Raw genomic sequence first — 17679 nt, 5'->3', positions numbered from 1 at the left:
GAACGGGGTCAGCGGCTGAGCCGTGCGAACCTCCGCACCGCCAGCGGGAAGAACACCGCGATCAGGGCCACCGGCCAGAGGACGGCGAGGAGTTCGGCGTGTTCGGCAGCCCAGGAACCGGAGGTTCCGCCCGGGTTGCCGAACAGCCCGCGTACCGCCGTCGCCGTGGCCGACATCGGGTTCCACTCGACGGCCGCGCCCAGCGGACCCGGCATGGACTCGGGTGACGCGAAGACGTTGGAGAGGAAGCCCACCGGCCAGACCAGGATCTGCACGGCCTGCACCATCTCCGGTCTGCCCGCCACCATCGCGAGCTGGATGCCGATCCACAGCATCGCGAACCGCAGCAGGAGCAGCAGCCCCAGCGCCCCCAGGGCGGCGGCCGTGCCGTTGTGCCAGCGCCAGCCGAGGGCGTATCCGACTCCGGTCATCACGGCGAGCGCGGCCACCGACTGGAGCATGTCCGCGATGCTCCGCCCGACCAGGACGGCGCCCGAGACCATCGGCATGGAGCGGAACCGGTCGACGACCCCCTTGTTCAGGTCCTGGGTGACGGCCAGCATCGTGCCCTCCAGCCCGAAGGCCATGGTGAGCGCGAGCATGCCGGGCACCAGGAACTCCGTGTTGTCCCCGTCGACCCCCCGGCCACCGCCGACCAGGTAGTTGAACATCAGGAGGAGCATCACCGGGAAGACCAGGCCGACGACCACCTGCACCGGCTGGCGCGCCCAGTGCGCCAGTTCGCGCCGGGTCATCGTCCAGGAGTCGGCCAGCGCCCAGCCGATGCGTCCCGGTCCCGCCGTCGTCGTACTCATACCGCCACCTCCGTGTCCGCGGACGCCCGGCCCCCGCTGTCGTGCCCGGCCCCGGTGAGGGACAGGAACACCTCGTCCAGCGTGGGCCGGCGCACCGCGATGTCCTCCGCCTCGATCCCCGCCTCCTCCAGCGCCCGTACGGTCCGGGTCAGGGCCCGCATACGGTCCGGAGCGGGTGCGCCGAGCAAACGCCGGTCCACGTCCACGGTCACCCCCTCGCCGAGCAGTACGGCCGCCTCACCGAGCCGGTCCGTGTCCCGGAGCACCACGTCGATGCGGTCCCCGCCGACCATCGTCTTGAGCCGGTCGGCCGTTCCCTCGGCGATGACCCGGCCGCCGTCGACGACCGAGATGCGGTCGGCCAGCTGGTCCGCCTCCTCCAGGTACTGCGTGGTCAGCAGGACCGTGGTGCCGCCCGCCGTCAGGGACCGCACCGCGTTCCACACCTCGGCGCGCCCCCGCGGGTCCAGGCCGGTGGTGGGTTCGTCCAGGAAGAGCACCTCCGGGTCGGTGATCAGGGACGCGGCCAGGTCGAGGCGGCGCCGCATGCCTCCGCTGTACCGCTCGACCGCCTTGCGTCCGGTGTCCGCGAGCCCGAAACGCTCCAGCAGTTCACCGGCCCGCAGACCAGCTCTCCGGGCTCCCAGGTGGTACAGCCGACCGAACATCTCCAGGTTCTGCCTGCCGCCGAGCTTCTCGTCCACAGCCGCGTGCTGACCCAGCAGTCCGATCCGCCGCCTGACCTCGGCGGCCTGGGTCCGTACGTCGAATCCCGCCACCTCCGCGCGGCCGCCGTCGTACCGCAGCAGCGTCGTCAGCACCCGGACGGCGGTGGTCTTGCCCGCCCCGTTGGGGCCGAGCACGCCGTGGACCGTCCCCCTGCGGACGGCGAAGCCGAGGCCGTCGAGGGCGCGCTTCTCTCCGTACCGCTTGTGCACTCCCTCGACGACGATTGCGTCGCTCACCGTGCTCACCAGCCTCTCAGCCACATAGTCAAACTTGACTAGTGAGGCGAAGATAGACCCGCCGACCTCTTTGATCAAACTTGATTAGTGAGCATCCCCGGGATCGGGCACTCCGGTGGCGTAGGGGTTCTCCTGCCCTTCGGCGAGCACCCCGACGAAGGGATCGCCCTCACCCGCGAAGGTGTACGCCCCCGCTTCGAGGCGGGCGATCAGGCCGCGCGTCCACTCGGCACCCGCGTCGGCCGAGTGGACCCACATGTTCATGACCTCACCGATGTGCCCGAGGGACTCCGGGCCCTCCGAGGGCGTGTAGTGCTCCGTGACCGAGGCCCGCCAGCCCTCGATGGCCGCGACGCGCTCCCGCAGGAGCGCCACCGCCTCGCCCCGCTCGAGATCGACGATGAAGCCGATGGCGGCCGAGAGCACGTCCACGCCCTGGTCGTGCGACGCCAGAGAGGCCCGCAGGAGGGTGAAGAACTCCTGGTCGCCGAGGTCCGTCATCTCGTACTCGGTGCGGGGCGGCCCGCCGGCCGTGGACGGGGCGACCTCATGGGCGAGGAGCAGTCCCTGCTTCGCCATCTGCTTGAGCGCGTGGTAGATCGATCCCGGCTTGGCGCTGGACCACTCGTGGGCGCCCCAGTACTCCAGGTCGTTGCGCACCTGATAACCGTGCGCGCGGCCGTGCTGGCGCACGGCCCCCAGGACGAGGAGACGGATCGCCGACATACCACCCACCCTTTGTACTCAACTTTGACCAGAGTAGCCCGCCTCCTCCGCCACCAGTTGGAGGGCCGTCCGGCCGTCCAGCGTCTCGCGGAGGATGTCGGCATGGCCCGCGTGACGGCCGGCCTCCTCGACGAGGTGGATCAGCAGCCAGCGCATGGAGCAGTGCCCGTCCTCGGGGAACCAGGGCGCGGGAGGCAACGGGAAGGTGTCGTCCATGCTCCTGACGTCATGCCGGATGAACGCCTCGGTCTCCGCGGCGACCTTCGCCCAGAACTCGAGCATCTGCGGGACGGTCTCGTCACCCACGAGCCGGAATCCGTCGGCCCACGTGTCCGCGTCCCGCTCCTTGTCGTTCGGGCGCCGCTGGGCCATCCGCAGCCAGTTCAGCTCCCCCTCGGCGACGTGCTTGAGCAGTCCGGAGAGCGAGAGCCCGCTCACGCCGGGGCGGGTCGCCGCCTGCTCCTCGGTGAGCCCGAGGACGGAGCGCCGGATCGCGCCGCGCTGCGCCTCGACGAAGGCGAGGAGTACACCCCGCTCGTCGCCGGGAGCCTCTGCGGGAACGTGCGTGACCATGATGTCTTCCTTCGGCCGGACGTGACGACTGCCTGCGTGCTTGCACCGTCACCATACGAACCCATCAGGTCAGGTCCTGGCCTCGATCCGGCCCCGTCAGAAGGGGAACACCGTTCGCCCGTGCTGCACCGATATCCACTTGCGGGTCGTGAACGCCTCCACGGCCGCCTCGCCGTTCAGCCGTCCCATGCCGGAACTCTTCTCGCCTCCGAAGGCGACCGCCGGATCGTCCTGCACGGTCGGACCGTTCACGTGGAACATCCCGCCGGTGACGCGCCGGGCGAACCGCACGCCGCGCTCCGCGTCCGCTGTGTGCACCGCGCCGCTCAGCCCGTAGGGGCTGTCGTTGACGATGCGCAGGGCCTCGTCCTCCCCGTCGAACGGCACGAGCAGCGCCACGGGGCCGAAGATCTCCTCCGACAACAGCGGCGACCCCTCGGGCAGCCCGGTCAGCACGGTCGGCTCGACGAGATTTCCGCGGGTGCGCCCCCGCACGAGCGCGGTGGCACCGGCCTCGATCGCCCCGTCGACCAGCGCGGTGAGCGCCTCGGCCTGGAAGGCACTGATGACAGGACCGATACGGGTGTCCGGGTCGCGTGGGTCCCCCGCCACCAGGGCGGACACCGCGGCGGTGAACCGATCGGTGAACTCCTTCTCGACGGACCGGTCCACCAGGATGCGGTTGGCGGCCATGCTGACCTGCCCCTGGAACAGGAAGCGGCTGTAGACGGCCGCCCGGACCGCATGGCCGAGGTCGGCGTCCTCCAGCACGACCAGGGCGCTGTTGCCGCTCAGTTCGAGGATGGTCCGCTTGAACAGCCCGGCGGCGACCGCGGCGACATGACGGCCCACCCGGTCCGAGCCGGTGAACGAGATCACCTTGGGCACCGGGTGCTCGATGAAGGAGTCGCCGATCTCCGCACTGTCGGTGACGAGGACGTTGAGGAGCCCGGCCGGAAGCCCCGCGTCCTCGAAGATCCGGGCGACCAGCCCCCCTCCGGCGACCGGCGCGTTCTGATGGGGCTTCACCACGACCGCGTTGCCGAGCGCGAGCGCGGGGGCGACGGTCTTCATCGTGACCAGGAAGGGGAAGTTGAAGGCGCTGATCACTCCGACGACCCCGACGGGCAGCCGGTAGACCCGGTTCTCCTTGCCGTCGGCGACCGAGGGCAGCAGACCGGCCGTGGGCCGCGTCGCCTGACCGGCCGCCTCGCGCAGGAACTCCTGCGCGGCACGCACCTCGTATTCGGCCCTCGGCCTGGTACCGCCGAGCTCGTCGATGATGAGCTCGACGATTTCGGCGCCGCGTTCCCCGACGATCCGCACGGCGTTCTCCAGAACGGCCCGCCGGTCGTAGGAACCGGTCGTCGCCCATTTCCGCTGCGCGCGTTCGGCGGCCCGGTAGGCCAGATCGACTTCCGCCGCGGTGGCCACGGTCACCGAGCAGAGTTTCTCGCCGTTGTAGGGATTGATATCGATGATGTCCCACGCACCGTTGCCGGTCAGCCACTCGCCGTCGATGTACTGGCGGGCCAGTTCACTGGGGAAGGACATGCAATCCCTTACTGCAGGCGCAGACTCCTGTCGGATAAGTCATCGTACTGGCGAATCAGGTGAGTTGAAGGAGTCCTCGGAGAAGATCCCGGCTCTCCTCGGGACCCGGGCTGTCCTCGTGGAGCCGGACCATGGCCTTTTCGTACTGGGCGACTTCTTCCGCCTTGTCCAGATAGAGCGCACTTGTCAGCTGCTCCAGATAGACGATGTCCGACAGATCGGATTCCGGGAAACGCAGCATCGTGAATGACCCGCTCTCCCCGGCATGACCGCCGAAGCTGAAGGGCATCACCTGGAGAGTGATATTCGGCTGCTCCGACATGTCGATCAGGTGCCGCAATTGAGCACGCATCACTTCACGCCCGCCGTAGGGACGGCGGAGTGCCGCCTCGTCCAGCACGGCGTGGAAGCGGGGAGCGCGCTCGGAGACGAGCGCCTTCTGCCGCGCCAGCCGCAGCGCGACCCTGCGGTCGATCTCGGCGGCCGGCGCACCGGGCATCCCCCGGGTGACGACGGCATGGGCGTACGCCTCGGTCTGCAACAGACCGTGGACGAACTGGACTTCGTAGATCCGGATGAGCGACGCAGCGCCCTCCAGACCGATATATGTCTGGAACCAGCCGGGCAGCACATCGCCGTAGCTGTGCCACCAGCCCGCCACATTGGCCTCACGGGCCAGGCCGAGGAGCGAATCCCGCTCCGCCTCGTCCGTGACTCCGTACAGCGTGAGCAGGTCCTCGACGTCCCTGGCCTTGAAGCTCACCCGTCCCAACTCCATGCGGCTGATCTTCGATTCGGAGGCGCGGATGGAGTAGCCGGCCGCCTCACGGGTGATGCCGCGCGACTCGCGCAGGCGCCTGAGCTGTGAGCCCAGGAGGATGCGCCGCACCACAGAACCACTCGACTCGCCTGCCGTCACCGGCTTACCGACCCTCCCCATCGCTTCCCGTACTCCGGAGCTCCCCCGAACCCCGGAGGCGGATTCTGCCACCAAAACGCTTCAGCCCGTACTCATTCGATTACAGAGACGGGAAGACTTTCCGAAAGCTTCAAAACTATGAAGCGGAAGAAATGAGTCCGAACCGGCACGCTACCGGGCAGATCACGCGCGTGCACGTGCATCTGCCCTTGCATCTGCCCTGCGCATTCGGAACCATGGTCCTCGCGCACCTGCGTGCTCGTTCGTGTTGTGCCGCTGTACCCGCAGTGCCCGCCAGAAGCAGTGCCGCTACAGCCGCGAATCCCGGGAGTGCCTCGCATGGGGACGAATGGATCGACGATGCTCGAGCCGTTACGGCAGGGGCTTCCCCCCATCGACCCCTCGGCGGTCGCCGGCTCGGCCTCCTGCGCGCTGCCCGCCCGGTACGAAGCGGTGGGCGGGGCACGGAAATTCACCCGCACGACCCTGACCTCGTGGGATCTGGGCGACCACTTCGACGACGTGGCCCTGGTCGTGTCCGAGCTGGTCACCAACGCGCTGCGGCACGCCCTTCCGACCGACACCTCCCGGGAACGCCAGGACACCTCCGTGCGCCTGCACCTCATGCGCTGGACCTCGCGCCTGGTGTGCGCGGTGCGCGATCCCAGCCGTAAGGGACCGGTCACGGGCGAGGCACCCGACTCCGCCGAGTCCGGGCGCGGCCTGTTCCTCGTCGAGTCGTTCAGTGACAGCTGGGGCTGGCACCCCTCCCCCGTCCCGGCCGGGGACAAGGCGGCCGACGGACTCGGCAAGGTGGTCTGGGCCCTGTTCCGGCTGACGGACCACCCCGCGCCGGAGTATCCGCTCACGGTCGACGCACTCCCCGACCGCCGGTAGCACGACGCACGCCCGGGCGCGCCACGGCGCGCGGCCGGGCCGCCGGGGCGCCCCTGCGTTCAGCCGCCGGTGGCCAGGTGGTCGAACTCCCCGTCCTTGACGCCCAGCAGCAGCGCCTCTATCTCGGCCGGCGTGTAGACCAGCGCGGGCCCGTCGGGGTGGCGCGAGTTGCGCATCGCGACATTTCCGCCGGGCAGTTTCGCGAACTCCACACATGATCCTTGTGAGTTGCTGTGCCTGCTCTTCTGCCAGACGACCCCGCGAAGCTCTGTGGCCGCCATGCCGTTGTACACGTCGTGCACAGGACGCTCCCGAGTTGCAAGGTGCAAGTGTCAACTAGCTCGGATCATAGCTGTGTTCAAATGCCAATGCATGAGCAGATGCACGTGCACGCGGGGTGCGCGCACGATTACAGCTTTCCCGTCTGTTGCCCGCCCACCGGCCCACCGATTCCCCACCTCTGTGAGGAACAGACGAACGGCGCGCCAATTCGGCTCCCGATCAACAGAGTTGTTTGTTCCCGCCTGGTAGCTTGACGCGGTCTTTCGGCCATGAATCGACGAGGGGAACTCCATTGGACAGGCTCCTGCGCTCCGGTGCTCTCGCCGCCACCGGTCTTGTCGCCGTGCTCGCGCTGAGCGCCTGCGGCGGTGACGGCCCCGCCGCGAAGAAGGCCCCGGCCACCGACGCGGCCTCCCTGCCCGCCTCGCCCTCCGGCACCGGCAGGGGCACGGACGGCGAGGACGGCACGGCGGGTGGAGCGGCGGCCGAGGCGCTGAAGGGCACCTGGACGGGCAGTACCGACGGCCTGCCCGTCGCCCTGTCGGTCACCTCGGGCAGAGTGGCGCTCTCCGCCGGCGTGCACATCTGCCAGGGCGAGGTGAAGGACATGGGTTCGGTGATGCTCGCGCTGAAGTGCCTCGACGGGAACACCGACCGCACCATGGGGTCCGTCGAGTCGAACGACGGCAGGAAGATCGTCGTCTCCTGGGAGGCGGGGGCCGAGGACATCCTGACCCTGACCGACCCCTCCGATCTGCCGACGGTCCGGCCGGAGCCCTCCGCCTCCTGACGCCCGGGCCCCTACGCCCGCCCGCTGCCGATCTCCAGCGCCTGCGAGAAGTCGTCCAGGGCGCGGAGCAGCAGGGTGGCCCCGTTGCGTACGAAGGAGTCGGGCGGCGGCTGCCCCGGGGCGGCGTCCCGGGGCTCCAGCGCTTCCCTGACCGGGCCCCAGTCCGGGATGCGGCGCTCCCGTACCGCCTTCGCGCCCTCCTCGGTGGCCCGGCGCAGCGCGTCGGCCAGCCCTGCGGCCTCGGGGACGGGGGTCGCCGAGGCGGCGGGGAGGTGGGCCTCCATGAGCATGGCGACCCTGCCGAACTGGGCGAGCGCGTCCTGGGCGTCCGCTGCGGAGGTCCGGGAGATGCCCCGGTGGCGTACCGGTTCGTGCCGGGCCGTCTCGAGCGCCTCCTGCCAGGCGACGCGTGCCTCCCGGGTGGTGAGGAGGGCGGTGCGCACGTCCTCCAGGCTCCGGGAGGCGGGGTCGGCGTACCGGTCGAGCACGGTGGCCGCGTAGCGCCCGTCCGTGACCACCCAGGCGGCGAGCCGGTCACGCAGCCGCGGGGTCTCCCAGGCCGGGTAGATGGCGTACGCCACCATCGCGAGGAGTCCGCCGATGAGGGTCAGCACCACCCGTTCGGGCACGGTCTGCGACCAGTCGTCGCCCGCCATGCCGAGCAGGAAGACGACGTAGGCGGAGACACAGACCTGGCTGACCGCGTACCCGGTGCGCATGAGCAGGTACATCAGCCCGGCGCTGACGACGGCGAGCAGGGCGGAGAGCTCCGCGTTCGGGTGTGCGGCCTGCACGATTCCGGTGGCGACGGCGACACCGACCACGGTGCCCATGAAACGGGCCACGGACCGCGAGTACGTCTGGGTGAACTCCGGGCGCATCACCATCACGGCGGTCATCGGTGCCCAGTAGCCGTGGCCGAAGGGCAGCACGGCCCCCAGGAGGTAGCCCGCCGCGGCCACCGCCGACACCCGGACGGCGTGGCGCAGGATCGTCGACCCGCGGCGCATCTCGCGGCGCATGGAGCGCTGGACGACGGGGACGAGCCGCAGGAGGGTGGGCCGGCGTCGGTGCGGGACGAGCGGCTCCCCCGGTGTCCGGTCGTCCGTACCGGTGCCCTCGGCGATCTCGATGACGTCGGCCAGCAGTGAGACGAGCCGGTCGGCGGCCCGGCGGGGCGGGCCGGTGAGGATGACCTCGGTGTCGGGGGACTTCAGCACCGAGAGTGCCGTCTCGTCCAGCTGGACCGGGTCCCCGTGGCGTACCGCCCGGGCCGCGGAGTCGAGCAGGGACCCCGCGGCGCCGAGGATCTCCCACACCCAGTACCGCTCGGGGCCCTCGGCCGGGACCCCCAGGGCGGGATCCGCGAGCGAGGCGAGGACCGGCCGCAGGCGTTCGGCGACCCCGCGCGCGCCGTGCAGGTCGGCGGGACGTCTGCGGGCCTGGCGCGGGGTGACGGCGGCGGCGTTGCGCGCGGTCATCAGCGGGACGGGGTCGAAGGGCGCGACCGGGTCGTTCCGCAGTCTGCGGGCGTAGTCGGCCACGCCGGCCAGGGCGTCGGCGAGCGCGTCACGCTGGGCGCCCCATCTGCGGACCGGGAACAGGACGATCAGCGCCGCCTGGACGAACCCGCCGAACGCCATCATCCCGGCGTGGGCGGCGGCGTCGAGGACGGAGGTCGGCAGGGTGATCGTGACCAGCATGATCGAGACGTTGGAGCCCGCGATGATGCCGCCCGTGGGCCCCGCCGCCCAGCTCATCCCGGCGGCGAACGTCCAGAGGACCAGCAGGGCGAGGAAGAGCAGGGTGTGGGAGACGGTGACGTAGCCGACGAACGTCGACACGGCCAGGCTGACCCCGGAGACCAGGGCGAGAACGGGCCGGGGCCGCCAGCTGCGCTGGAAGGTGGCGATGGCGGCCTGGAACGCGCCGAACGCGGAGCCGGCGGCGATCACCGGTCCGAACAGCGCCAGGCTCACCCCGACGACGAGGGCGAGGCCCGCGGCGCCGCGCACCGCGATGAGCGGTTCGAGACGCCGCCGCTCGATCTCCAGCCCCGAGCGGGCCGTCTCCCTCAGCGCCCTGAGCCAGCTCATGGGCAGAGCCTAGCCGGATTCACCCACAAGTCCGGACTTATGCCGCACTGACGATCTAACGGCTGATTCCCGGACCTTCGCCGCCCATCCTGGCCCGGTCCGCCGCAGCCGTGCCGTGCGTCCATCCTTCGAGATCGGTCGCCCCGCGCAGCCGGGTCGTGGTGGTCCTCGGGAACATCCGCTCAGCCGTGTCGGTGACCGCCACGTCCCGCGCCGCCAGGACCGGCAGCAGCGCCCCGGTGGTCTCGGCGCGGCTGCCGGCCTCCGCGCCCGCCGCGGCGGTGACCCGCGCGGTGTCCGCCGCGAGACGGCTGCCCAGGCGCTGGGCGTAGGCCATCAGGAAGGACTGCCTGAACGTCTTGGTCCGCCTGCGTCCGCCGGCCCGCTGCCCCGCCTCCGCCTTCGTCATCGCGGCGTTGCCCTGGACGAGCAGGGAGGTGAAGAGCAGCTCCACGGACTCCAGGTCCGGCTCGAAGCCGACCACCGTCGTGAAACCGAGGTCACTGTTCCACACGGCACGGCAGCGGTTCGCCGAGGCCACGGCGTCGAGCAGGACGGCCTTCGCGCTCTCGTACGGGGCGTCGACCCCGATCCTGACCGCTCCCGGCACGTCGGCGCTGTGCGTGCGCGCGGCGAGGAGCGCCTCGTCGATGCTGTGCCGGGCCATCAGCTCCTGGGCCTTGGTGGTGAGCGCCTCGGCCTCCTCCGGGAAACCGGTCGCCTCCGCCTTGGCGAGCAGCGCCCGGATCCTGGTCAGCATGCGGGGTTCACCGGCGGCCGGCGGCCGGAACGTCGTGGCGTCGGACTGCGTGCCGGGCGGCGGGCCTGCCGGCTCGATGACCGGGAGCCGCAGGAGCAGCCGGTACAGCTCCAGGAGCGCGGAGGCGTACGTGAAGCGGTCGGGGCGGTTGCGCGGGGCAGAGGCGGGCATCGCGGCCAGCTGGTCCGCCCAGCGAGGGGGCAACTGCCCGTACCCCGCCGTCTCCGCCGCGATCAGGGCGGCGGCGAGGGCGGCCCCGGCCTCGTCCAGCTCCCGCCGGACCGTCCGTACGACGTCGGCGGGCTGCCAGCCACGGGCCCAGGCGCGCCGGACGAACTCCTCGCCACGGCGGTGCAACTCCTCGTCGGCGGACGGGTCGGCGGCGAGGAGGGAGGCGCCGGTGTCCAGGCCCGCGTCGCCGTCCGAGTACAGGGCCGCGGCGCACGCCCGGTCGATCACCGATTCCATCGGGCCAGCGTAGGCGGCAGGACGTCCGTCTCTCCCCAGGGGCGTCGCGGCCGGGCGCTCAGTGCTCTTCGGGAAGCAGCACCGGCTTGCCGCGTACGTCCCTCAACGCTCTCCGGGAAGCAGCACCAGCTTGCCGCGTACGTGTCCCGCCTCGCTGAGCTCCTGGGCCCGAGCGGCCGCGCCGAGCGGGAACGTCTTCTCGACGGGGATGCGCAGGCCGCCGACCGAGGCCGACTGCGCGTACCCGGCGAGCCGCCTCCCCTCGTCCGGGGGGTTGCCGCCGCCCGCCGAGAAGGCCACCCCGTGACCGGCCGCGTCCGGATCGGCGATGGTGGAGATCCGGTCGGAGGTGCCGCCGCGCAGCTCCACCGAGTCCGCCAGAGCGCCCTTGCCCGCCACGTCGAACACCGCGTCCACACCCTGTGGTGCGGCCTCACGCACCCGGCTCACCAGACCTTCCCCGTACGCCACGGGAACCGCGCCGAGCACCCGCAGATAGTCGTGGTTGGCGGGTGAGGCCGTCCCGACGACGGTGGCGCCCCTGGCCGCGGCCAGCTGGACCGCGGCGGAACCGACCGCGCCGGACGCGCCGTGCACCAGCAGGGTCTCGCCCGCCGACACCGCCAGTTCGTCGAGCACCCGCGCGGCGGTCGCGGTCGCGACCGGCAGCGCGGCGGCCTCCGGCCAGCCCAGCCCCTCCGGCTTGTGCGCGACGGCTCCCACGTCGGCCAGGACGTACGCCGCGTACGCGCCGGTCGCGCTCCGGCCCAGTACCTCGTCGCCGACCGCGAACTCGGTGACGCCCACACCGGTCTCGTCGACGACCCCGGCGAACTCGCTGCCGGGTGTGGCGGGCAGCGGGGTGGGGAACGCCGCCTCCATCCAGCCGTTGCGGATCTTGTAGTCGACCGGATTGACCCCGGCCGCCTTCACCGCCACCCGGATCTGCCCGGGTCCGGCGTGGACGTCCTCGACCTGGGCCCGGCGCAGGACCTCGGGTCCGCCGAACTCCTCGTACACGATCGCTTCCATCACCGTCTCCTCCGCCGCCTGCCGGGTCCCGGCACGCATCGCGCGCACCTCACTCCGATCCTCGCGGCAGTCGGACGTGCCCGCCCGGTGAGCGGGAGCGGCACCGGCCGCGGGGTGAAGGGGAGCGGCACGTCCGCCCGGTGAGCGGGAGCGGCATGTCCGCCGGGTGATCCGGGCCTCCTGTCAGTGCCGGGTGCAAGACTCGGCCCATGACCGAACGTTGGGCTCTGGCCGGTGCGGAAGGGGGCGGCGCACTCCTCGCGCCGCTCACCCGCGACGGCCTGCCCGCCGGTCCGGTCCTGGCCGAGCCGGATCTCGTCGAGGCGGTCCGCTCCCGCCCCGAGGTGACGCGCTGGGTCTGGCGTTCGACCGCCGGGATCTACCCTCAGCTGCTCGCGGCCGGCGTGCGCGTCGAGCGGTGCTACGACATCGAGTGCGCCGAGCTGCTGCTGCTCGGGCACGAGGGACGGCTCGGCGAGCCACGTTCGGCCGCGGCGGCGTGGGCTCGGCTGCGGCACGCCCCGGTACCGCCCGATCCCCCGCCACGCTCCGCGGAGCCGGGCTCCCAGTCCTCCCTCTTCGAACCGCGCTCCGGCACCGACCTGCCCTTCGAGGCCCTGCTCCAGGTCTACGCCGAGCAGCTGCGCCGCCACGCGGCGACGGAGCACCCCGGCAGGATGACGCTGCTCACGGCAGCGGAGTCCGCGGGCATGCTGGTCGCCGCCGAGATGAACGGATCCGGCCTCCCCTGGCGGGCCGATGTGCACCGCGAGGTGCTGGACGACCTGCTGGGCGAGCGGTACGCGGGCGGCGGTGAGCCCCGCAGACTGGCCGAGGCCGCGGACGAGGTGTCCGCCGCGTTCGGCAGACGGGTGCGCCCCGACCTGCCGGCCGATGTCGTGAAGGCGTTCGCACAGGCCGGGATCAAGGTGAGATCGACCAGGCGGTGGGAGCTGGAGGAGCTCGACCACCCGGCGGTGGAGCCGCTGATCCGCTACAAGAAGCTGTACCGCGTCTGGACGGCACACGGCTGGAGCTGGCTCCAGGACTGGGTGCGCGACGGACGTTTCCGCCCCGGGTACCAGCCGGGGGGCACGGTCAGCGGACGCTGGACGACCAACGGCGGCGGGGCGCTGCAGATCCCCAAGGTGATCCGCCGGGCGGTCGTCGCCGACGAGGGCTGGCGGCTGGTCGTGGCGGACGCCGACCAGATGGAACCGCGGGTGCTGGCGGCGATCTCCCGCGACCGGGGGCTGATGGAGGTGGCCGGACACGAGGGCGACCTCTACAAGGCCCTGTCGGACCGGGCGTTCCACGGTGACCGGGACCACGCCAAGATCGCGCTGCTGGGCGCGGTCTACGGACAGACCTCGGGCGACGGACTGAAGAACCTGGCGGCGCTGCGTCGACGCTTCCCGCAGGCCGTCGCCTACGTCGACGACGCGGCGAAGGCCGGTGAGGAGGGGCGCCTCGTCCGCACGTGGCTGGGCCGCACGAGCCCGCCCGCCGCGGGGGCGGGCGAGGACGGGGAGGCGGGGATCCCGCAGGAGAGCGAGGAGCCGCCGGCCGGCGAAGGCACCGGCACGCACGGATTCACCCCGGGCTACGCCTCGTCGAACGCCCGGGCGCGGGGCCGCTTCACCCGCAACTTCGTGGTCCAGGGCAGCGCCGCGGACTGGGCTCTGCTGCTCCTGGCGGCCCTGCGGCAGACGCTGGCCGCCGGGGACATGCGGGCGGAACTGGTGTTCTTCCAGCACGACGAGGTGATCGTGCACTGCCCGGCCGAGGAGGCGCCGGCGGTCGTGGAGGCGATCCGGGAGGCCGGGGAGGTGGCCGGCCGGGTCGCGTTCGGGGAGACGCCGGTCCGCTTCCCCTTCACGACGGCGGTCGTCGAGCGGTATTCGGACGCCAAGTAGAGCGCCCCGGGGGGGCACGTCCCGGAGGGCGGCCTCCGTCTGTCCGCCCCGCACTCCCGCGTCACGGGGCCTGCGGCACCAACGGGTCGGGGCCACGCCGTTTCCGCGGGCGCGGCTCCGTGCGGCTATAGGCTCCGGCCATGGCGACGCACGAGCACGAGATCACCGAGCCCGTCGACCTCTGCCTTCCCGACGGAAGCCTGAATCCGGCGGCGGTCGGCTGGTCCAGGACGCCTCTGCACCGGGCCAATCTGCGCGGCTGGGGCCGGACGAAGCGGTGGGAGTACTGGTGCGTGACCACGCCCACCCATCTGGTGGCCGTGACGGTGAGCGACCTCGACTTCCTGGCGCTGAACACGGTCTACGTGCTGGAGTTCGGCCCGGGGGGACGCGAGTTCGAGTGCTCCTCGATCGTCCCCGCGGCCCGGGGCGTCCGCCTCCCGGACAGCGTCGCCGGGGCGCCGGGCTCGGAGGACGTCGTGGTCGGTCCGGCACGGCCGACCGGGAACAAGGTGCGTGTCGAGATCCGCGACGAGAACGCCGGGACGCGGCTACGGGCCCGCTGCCTGACCCGGGAACGGCTGCCGCTGGAGGTCGACCTCCTGGTCTCACGGCCGGAGGGCCACGAGTCGCTCTCCGTCGTCGTGCCGTGGAGCGAGCAGCGTTTCCAGTACACCTCCAAGCACACCGCTCTCCCCGCCTCCGGCCGGGTGCGCGTCGGCAGCGAGATCGTGAAGTTCGGCGGGGAGGGCAACGAGACCTGGGCCGTCCTGGACCACGGCCGCGGCCGCTGGCCGCGCACGGTCGACTGGAACTGGGGTGCCGCGTCCGGCCGTACGGACGGGCACACGGTCGGCCTCCAGTTCGGCGGCCGCTGGACGGAGGGCACCGGGTCCACCGAGAACGGTCTCTGCGTGGACGGGCGTATCACCAAGATCGGTGAGGAACTGGACTGGCAGTGGTCCGCCACGGGCCCGCTGGCTCCCCTGGCCCTCCGCACCCCCTCCTCCGGCCAGGTGGACCTGACGTTCACGCCGTTCCACAACCGTGCCGTGCACACGGACGTCGGCCTGATCGCCAACCGCACCGACCAGCGCTTCGGGCACTACGACGGCCGGATCCGCACCGACGACGGTGAGGAGATCGCCGTGCGGCAACTCCTGGGCTGGGCCGAGGAGGTTCACATGCGCTGGTGACTCCCCCGGGTGGGACGGCACGGGTAGGTTTCCCCCATGGATATAGGCCCGCTCCTGGGCTCGGGACGCACCGCCGACGTGTACGCACTCGACGGCCCCTGGGTTCTGCGCCGTTACCGCCACGGCTTCGACGCCACCGGTGAGCTGGCCGTGATGTCGTACCTCGCGGCGTCGGGCTTCCCGGTGCCGCGCATCGGCCCGCCGGCCGAGGACGCGCTTCCCACGGATCTGGTGGTGCAGCGGATCACCGGCCCGACACTGGCCGAGGCTCTGCTGGCGGGCACGGTCACCGAGGACGAGGGCGCGGATCTGCTGGCGCGGCTCCTGCGGGAGCTGCACGCGATACCCGCGCGGCTCTCCCAGGACCCCGAGGACCGGATCCTGCATCTGGATCTGCACCCGGAGAACGTGATCCTGGCCCCCGAGGGGGCCAGGGTGATCGACTGGCTGACCACCCGTGAGGGGCCGCCCGCGCTCGACCGGGCCATGACCTCACTGATCCTGGCCCAGGTGTCCCTCGACCCCGCCTTCACCGCGGGCGCCCGGCTGCGGGACCTGCTGGCGGCACTGCTCACCCGCTTCGAGGCCGACGGCGGTGTGCCCGGCGACGCACTCGCGCGCGCCACCGCCCTGCGCGCTCAGGACCCGCAGCTCACCGCTCACGAGACGGCGGTGCTGGACGAGGCCTCCGCCCTGGTCGCGTCGCTCTCGGGCGGAGACCCGGCTCACTTCCGCAGGTAGGCCAGCACGGCGAGGACCCGGCGGTTGGTCGCATCGGTCAGGGAGAGGTCCAGCTTGGTCAGGATCGAACCGAAGTGCTTGCTGACCGTGCCCTCACTGACCGTCAGCGCCTCGGCGACGGAGGCGTTCGAGCGGCCCTCCGCCATCAGGGCCAGCACCTCCCGCTCCCGCGCCGTCAGCCGTGACAGCGGATCGCGCCGGTGCCGCAGCAGCTGGCGCACCACCTCGGGGTCGACGACGGTCCCGCCGTCGGCGACCCGCTGGAGCGCGTCGACGAACTCCTCCACCTTGCCCACGCGTTCCTTGAGGAGGTAGCCCACGCCCGTACCGTCGCAGGAGTCGAGGAGCTCCTCGGCGTACGCGCGCTGGACGTACTGGCTGAGGACCAGCACGGGAAGCCGTGGCCGGGTCTCCCGCAGGGCCACGGCCGCCCGGAGGCCCTCGTCGGAGAAGCCCGGCGGCATCCGCACGTCCGTCACCACGATGTCCGGAGCGTGTTCGGCGACGGCCGCGGTGAGTTCACCGGCGGTGCCGACGGCGGCCACCACCTGATGGCCGAACCTCTTCAGGAGGCCGACGAGACCCTCCCGCAGGAGCACACTGTCCTCGGCCAGCACGACGCGCAGCATCCAACCCTCATTCGACCAGGTGAGCGGGGGCGCGGGGGACATCGAGCCGCAGTACGGTCGGCCCCCCGGCAGGGCTGGACAGTAGCAGCCGTCCGTCCAGCACGGAGAGCCGGTCGGCGACCCCCTGGAGCCCGCTTCCTCCGGTGGTCGACGCGCCGCCCGCCCCGTCGTCCCCCACCTCTACGGTCAGCCGCTCACCGTCGTCCCGGCCCTTCACCCACGCCCGGCCGGCGCCGCTGTGCTTCGCCACGTTGGCCAGCGCCTCGCAGAGCGCGAAGTACACGGCGGTCTCCACCGGTCGGGGCAGCCGTTCCGGCAGGTCGAGGTCCACGTCGACGGGTACGGCCGAGCGGTCGGCGACGTCCTCGACCGCGGCGGCCAGGCCCCGGTCGGTGAGGACCTGGGGGTGGATGCCCCGGATGAGCTCCCTGATCTCCACCAAAGCCTTCCCCGCCTCCTCGTGCGCCGCGGCCAGCAGGCCGCCCAGCGGCTCCGGTGGACTCTCCAGCCTGGCCAGACCGAGCGTCATCGAGAGGGCCACGAGCCGCTGCTGCGCACCGTCGTGCAGATCCCTCTCGATCCGCCGGCGCTCCGCCTCGAAGGCGTCCACCAGCCGCATCCGGGAGCGCCCGAGCTCCTCGATGCGCGCGTCGAGCCCGTCGGCGCCCGGCATCAGCAGCGCGCGGGTCAGGGCCGCGCGCGCCACCGCCGCCCACCCGAGCGGGTAGGCGAACAGCGGCAGCAGCACCAGCCCGAGCAGCGCCGCCGCGAAGGCCTGCGGATAGGAGTGGGCCAGATGGAGCTTCAGCACCCGGACCTCATCGCCGCCGGTGACGGCCGCCATCACCACGGGCGTCGACAACAGCCCGCCGCACACGGCCAGTACACCCCCGACGATCAGGCCCTCCAGCGGCCAGAGCACCCCGGCGAACAGCAGCGCGTATCCGAACTCCCGCCAGGTGGCGCGCTCCCGCAGCCGCGTCCCCAGCCACGACGCCAGACCCGCCCGCGCCGGGGGCCTGTGCGGGTCGCCGAGCGGCACGGGGTCGATCAGCCGCAGCCTGCGCCGCTCGACGGCGGCCACCGGGACACCGATCAGGGCGAGCACCATCAAGAGCGGCAGACCGACGAGTACGACGGAGAGGGCGCCGCCCACCACCGCCAGCAGCAGCACCGACACCAGGACGAGAAGCCCTGCGGGAACGCTGCTCAGCAGATACAGAGCCGCGCGCCACGGCATGGCCCCGAGGAGATACCGGCGCCGCACGAGGGCCTGCCGGAGCGTGAGTGAGCTCATGGCCCGCACGCTAGACACCACGG

The 17679-nt window shown here is 72.0% G+C and carries 17 protein-coding genes; 5 read left to right on the top strand and 12 right to left on the bottom strand.

What is annotated here, in order from left to right; genetic code table 11:
* Nucleotides 1-8: 8 nt before the first annotated feature.
* The 6 genes from P8A20_RS19680 to P8A20_RS19655 form a co-directional block, all read right to left on the bottom strand.
* Nucleotides 9-815 carry an ABC transporter permease gene (locus P8A20_RS19680; protein ID WP_306103953.1) on the bottom strand — a complete coding sequence of 269 codons (807 nt, stop codon included), beginning with the start codon at nucleotides 813-815 and terminating at the stop codon, nucleotides 9-11.
* Nucleotides 812-1780, bottom strand: coding sequence for an ATP-binding cassette domain-containing protein (locus P8A20_RS19675; protein WP_306103952.1), 969 nt, complete (start codon nucleotides 1778-1780; stop codon nucleotides 812-814). The genes P8A20_RS19680 and P8A20_RS19675 overlap by 4 nt, the downstream gene beginning before the upstream one ends.
* Before the next feature lie 84 nt (nucleotides 1781-1864).
* A complete protein-coding gene (locus tag P8A20_RS19670) occupies nucleotides 1865-2506 on the bottom strand; it encodes a PadR family transcriptional regulator (protein WP_306103951.1) in 642 nt (213 codons plus the stop codon).
* Nucleotides 2507-2524: 18 nt separating this feature from the next.
* Complete coding sequence (locus P8A20_RS19665; RefSeq protein ID WP_147958830.1) at nucleotides 2525-3079, bottom strand: DinB family protein; 555 nt, start codon at nucleotides 3077-3079, stop codon at nucleotides 2525-2527.
* Between the two features lie 96 nt (nucleotides 3080-3175).
* Nucleotides 3176-4633: an aldehyde dehydrogenase family protein gene (locus P8A20_RS19660; protein WP_147958829.1), complete on the bottom strand. Its 1458-nt coding sequence runs from the start codon at nucleotides 4631-4633 to the stop codon at nucleotides 3176-3178.
* Between the two features lie 55 nt (nucleotides 4634-4688).
* Nucleotides 4689-5573, bottom strand: coding sequence for a Sco1979 family transcriptional regulator (locus P8A20_RS19655; RefSeq protein ID WP_147958828.1), 885 nt, complete (start codon nucleotides 5571-5573; stop codon nucleotides 4689-4691).
* A gap of 339 nt (nucleotides 5574-5912) precedes the next feature.
* Here P8A20_RS19655 and P8A20_RS19650 point away from each other — a divergent pair, with 339 nt between their 5' ends.
* Nucleotides 5913-6449 (top strand): ATP-binding protein, encoded by a 537-nt coding sequence (locus P8A20_RS19650; RefSeq protein ID WP_147958827.1) that lies wholly within the window; start codon nucleotides 5913-5915, stop codon nucleotides 6447-6449.
* A gap of 59 nt (nucleotides 6450-6508) precedes the next feature.
* On the opposite strand, the gene P8A20_RS19645 is transcribed toward P8A20_RS19650, so the two are convergent.
* The gene (locus P8A20_RS19645) at nucleotides 6509-6751 is read right to left on the bottom strand and encodes a DUF397 domain-containing protein (RefSeq protein WP_014155487.1); all 243 of its coding nucleotides are present in this window, start codon (nucleotides 6749-6751) and stop codon (nucleotides 6509-6511) included.
* 272 nt (nucleotides 6752-7023) lie between these two features.
* On the opposite strand from P8A20_RS19645, the gene P8A20_RS19640 reads away from it, so the two are divergent.
* On the top strand, nucleotides 7024-7521 hold the full coding sequence (locus tag P8A20_RS19640) for a hypothetical protein (protein ID WP_147958826.1): 498 nt from the start codon (nucleotides 7024-7026) through the stop codon (nucleotides 7519-7521).
* Nucleotides 7522-7532: 11 nt separating this feature from the next.
* Here P8A20_RS19640 and P8A20_RS19635 read toward each other — a convergent pair whose 3' ends face one another.
* The 3 genes from P8A20_RS19635 to P8A20_RS19625 all read right to left on the bottom strand — a co-directional run bounded on the left by P8A20_RS19635 (nucleotide 7533) and on the right by P8A20_RS19625 (nucleotide 11877).
* Nucleotides 7533-9617 (bottom strand): FUSC family protein, encoded by a 2085-nt coding sequence (locus P8A20_RS19635; RefSeq protein WP_306103950.1) that lies wholly within the window; start codon nucleotides 9615-9617, stop codon nucleotides 7533-7535.
* 55 nt (nucleotides 9618-9672) lie between these two features.
* Nucleotides 9673-10845: a DUF2786 domain-containing protein gene (locus P8A20_RS19630; RefSeq protein WP_306103949.1), complete on the bottom strand. Its 1173-nt coding sequence runs from the start codon at nucleotides 10843-10845 to the stop codon at nucleotides 9673-9675.
* A gap of 102 nt (nucleotides 10846-10947) precedes the next feature.
* Nucleotides 10948-11877 (bottom strand): NADP-dependent oxidoreductase, encoded by a 930-nt coding sequence (locus tag P8A20_RS19625; protein WP_147960367.1) that lies wholly within the window; start codon nucleotides 11875-11877, stop codon nucleotides 10948-10950.
* A 209-nt stretch (nucleotides 11878-12086) separates the two neighbouring features.
* Here P8A20_RS19625 and P8A20_RS19620 point away from each other — a divergent pair, with 209 nt between their 5' ends.
* From P8A20_RS19620 to P8A20_RS19610, 3 genes are all read left to right on the top strand, one after another.
* A complete protein-coding gene (locus tag P8A20_RS19620) occupies nucleotides 12087-13793 on the top strand; it encodes a bifunctional 3'-5' exonuclease/DNA polymerase (protein ID WP_147958823.1) in 1707 nt (568 codons plus the stop codon).
* Nucleotides 13794-13933: 140 nt separating this feature from the next.
* Nucleotides 13934-14989, top strand: a complete 1056-nt coding sequence (locus P8A20_RS19615; protein WP_147958822.1) for a DUF2804 domain-containing protein — start codon at nucleotides 13934-13936, stop codon at nucleotides 14987-14989.
* Nucleotides 14990-15025: 36 nt separating this feature from the next.
* The gene (locus P8A20_RS19610) at nucleotides 15026-15730 is read left to right on the top strand and encodes a phosphotransferase (protein ID WP_147958821.1); all 705 of its coding nucleotides are present in this window, start codon (nucleotides 15026-15028) and stop codon (nucleotides 15728-15730) included.
* Here P8A20_RS19610 and P8A20_RS19605 read toward each other — a convergent pair.
* Nucleotides 15715-16359 (bottom strand): response regulator transcription factor, encoded by a 645-nt coding sequence (locus P8A20_RS19605; RefSeq protein WP_147958820.1) that lies wholly within the window; start codon nucleotides 16357-16359, stop codon nucleotides 15715-15717. The genes P8A20_RS19610 and P8A20_RS19605 overlap by 16 nt on opposite strands.
* Before the next feature lie 7 nt (nucleotides 16360-16366).
* Entirely contained in the window at nucleotides 16367-17656 is a 1290-nt protein-coding gene (locus P8A20_RS19600; RefSeq protein WP_147958819.1) for a sensor histidine kinase, read from the bottom strand.
* Nucleotides 17657-17679 lie beyond the last annotated feature (23 nt).

The sequence above is a fragment of the Streptomyces sp. Alt3 genome (assembly GCF_030719215.1).
GTDB lineage: Bacteria > Actinomycetota > Actinomycetes > Streptomycetales > Streptomycetaceae > Streptomyces > Streptomyces glycanivorans.
The sequence above is the reverse complement of the archived record's forward strand: the minus strand, read 5'-3'. Positions and strand labels throughout refer to the sequence as shown.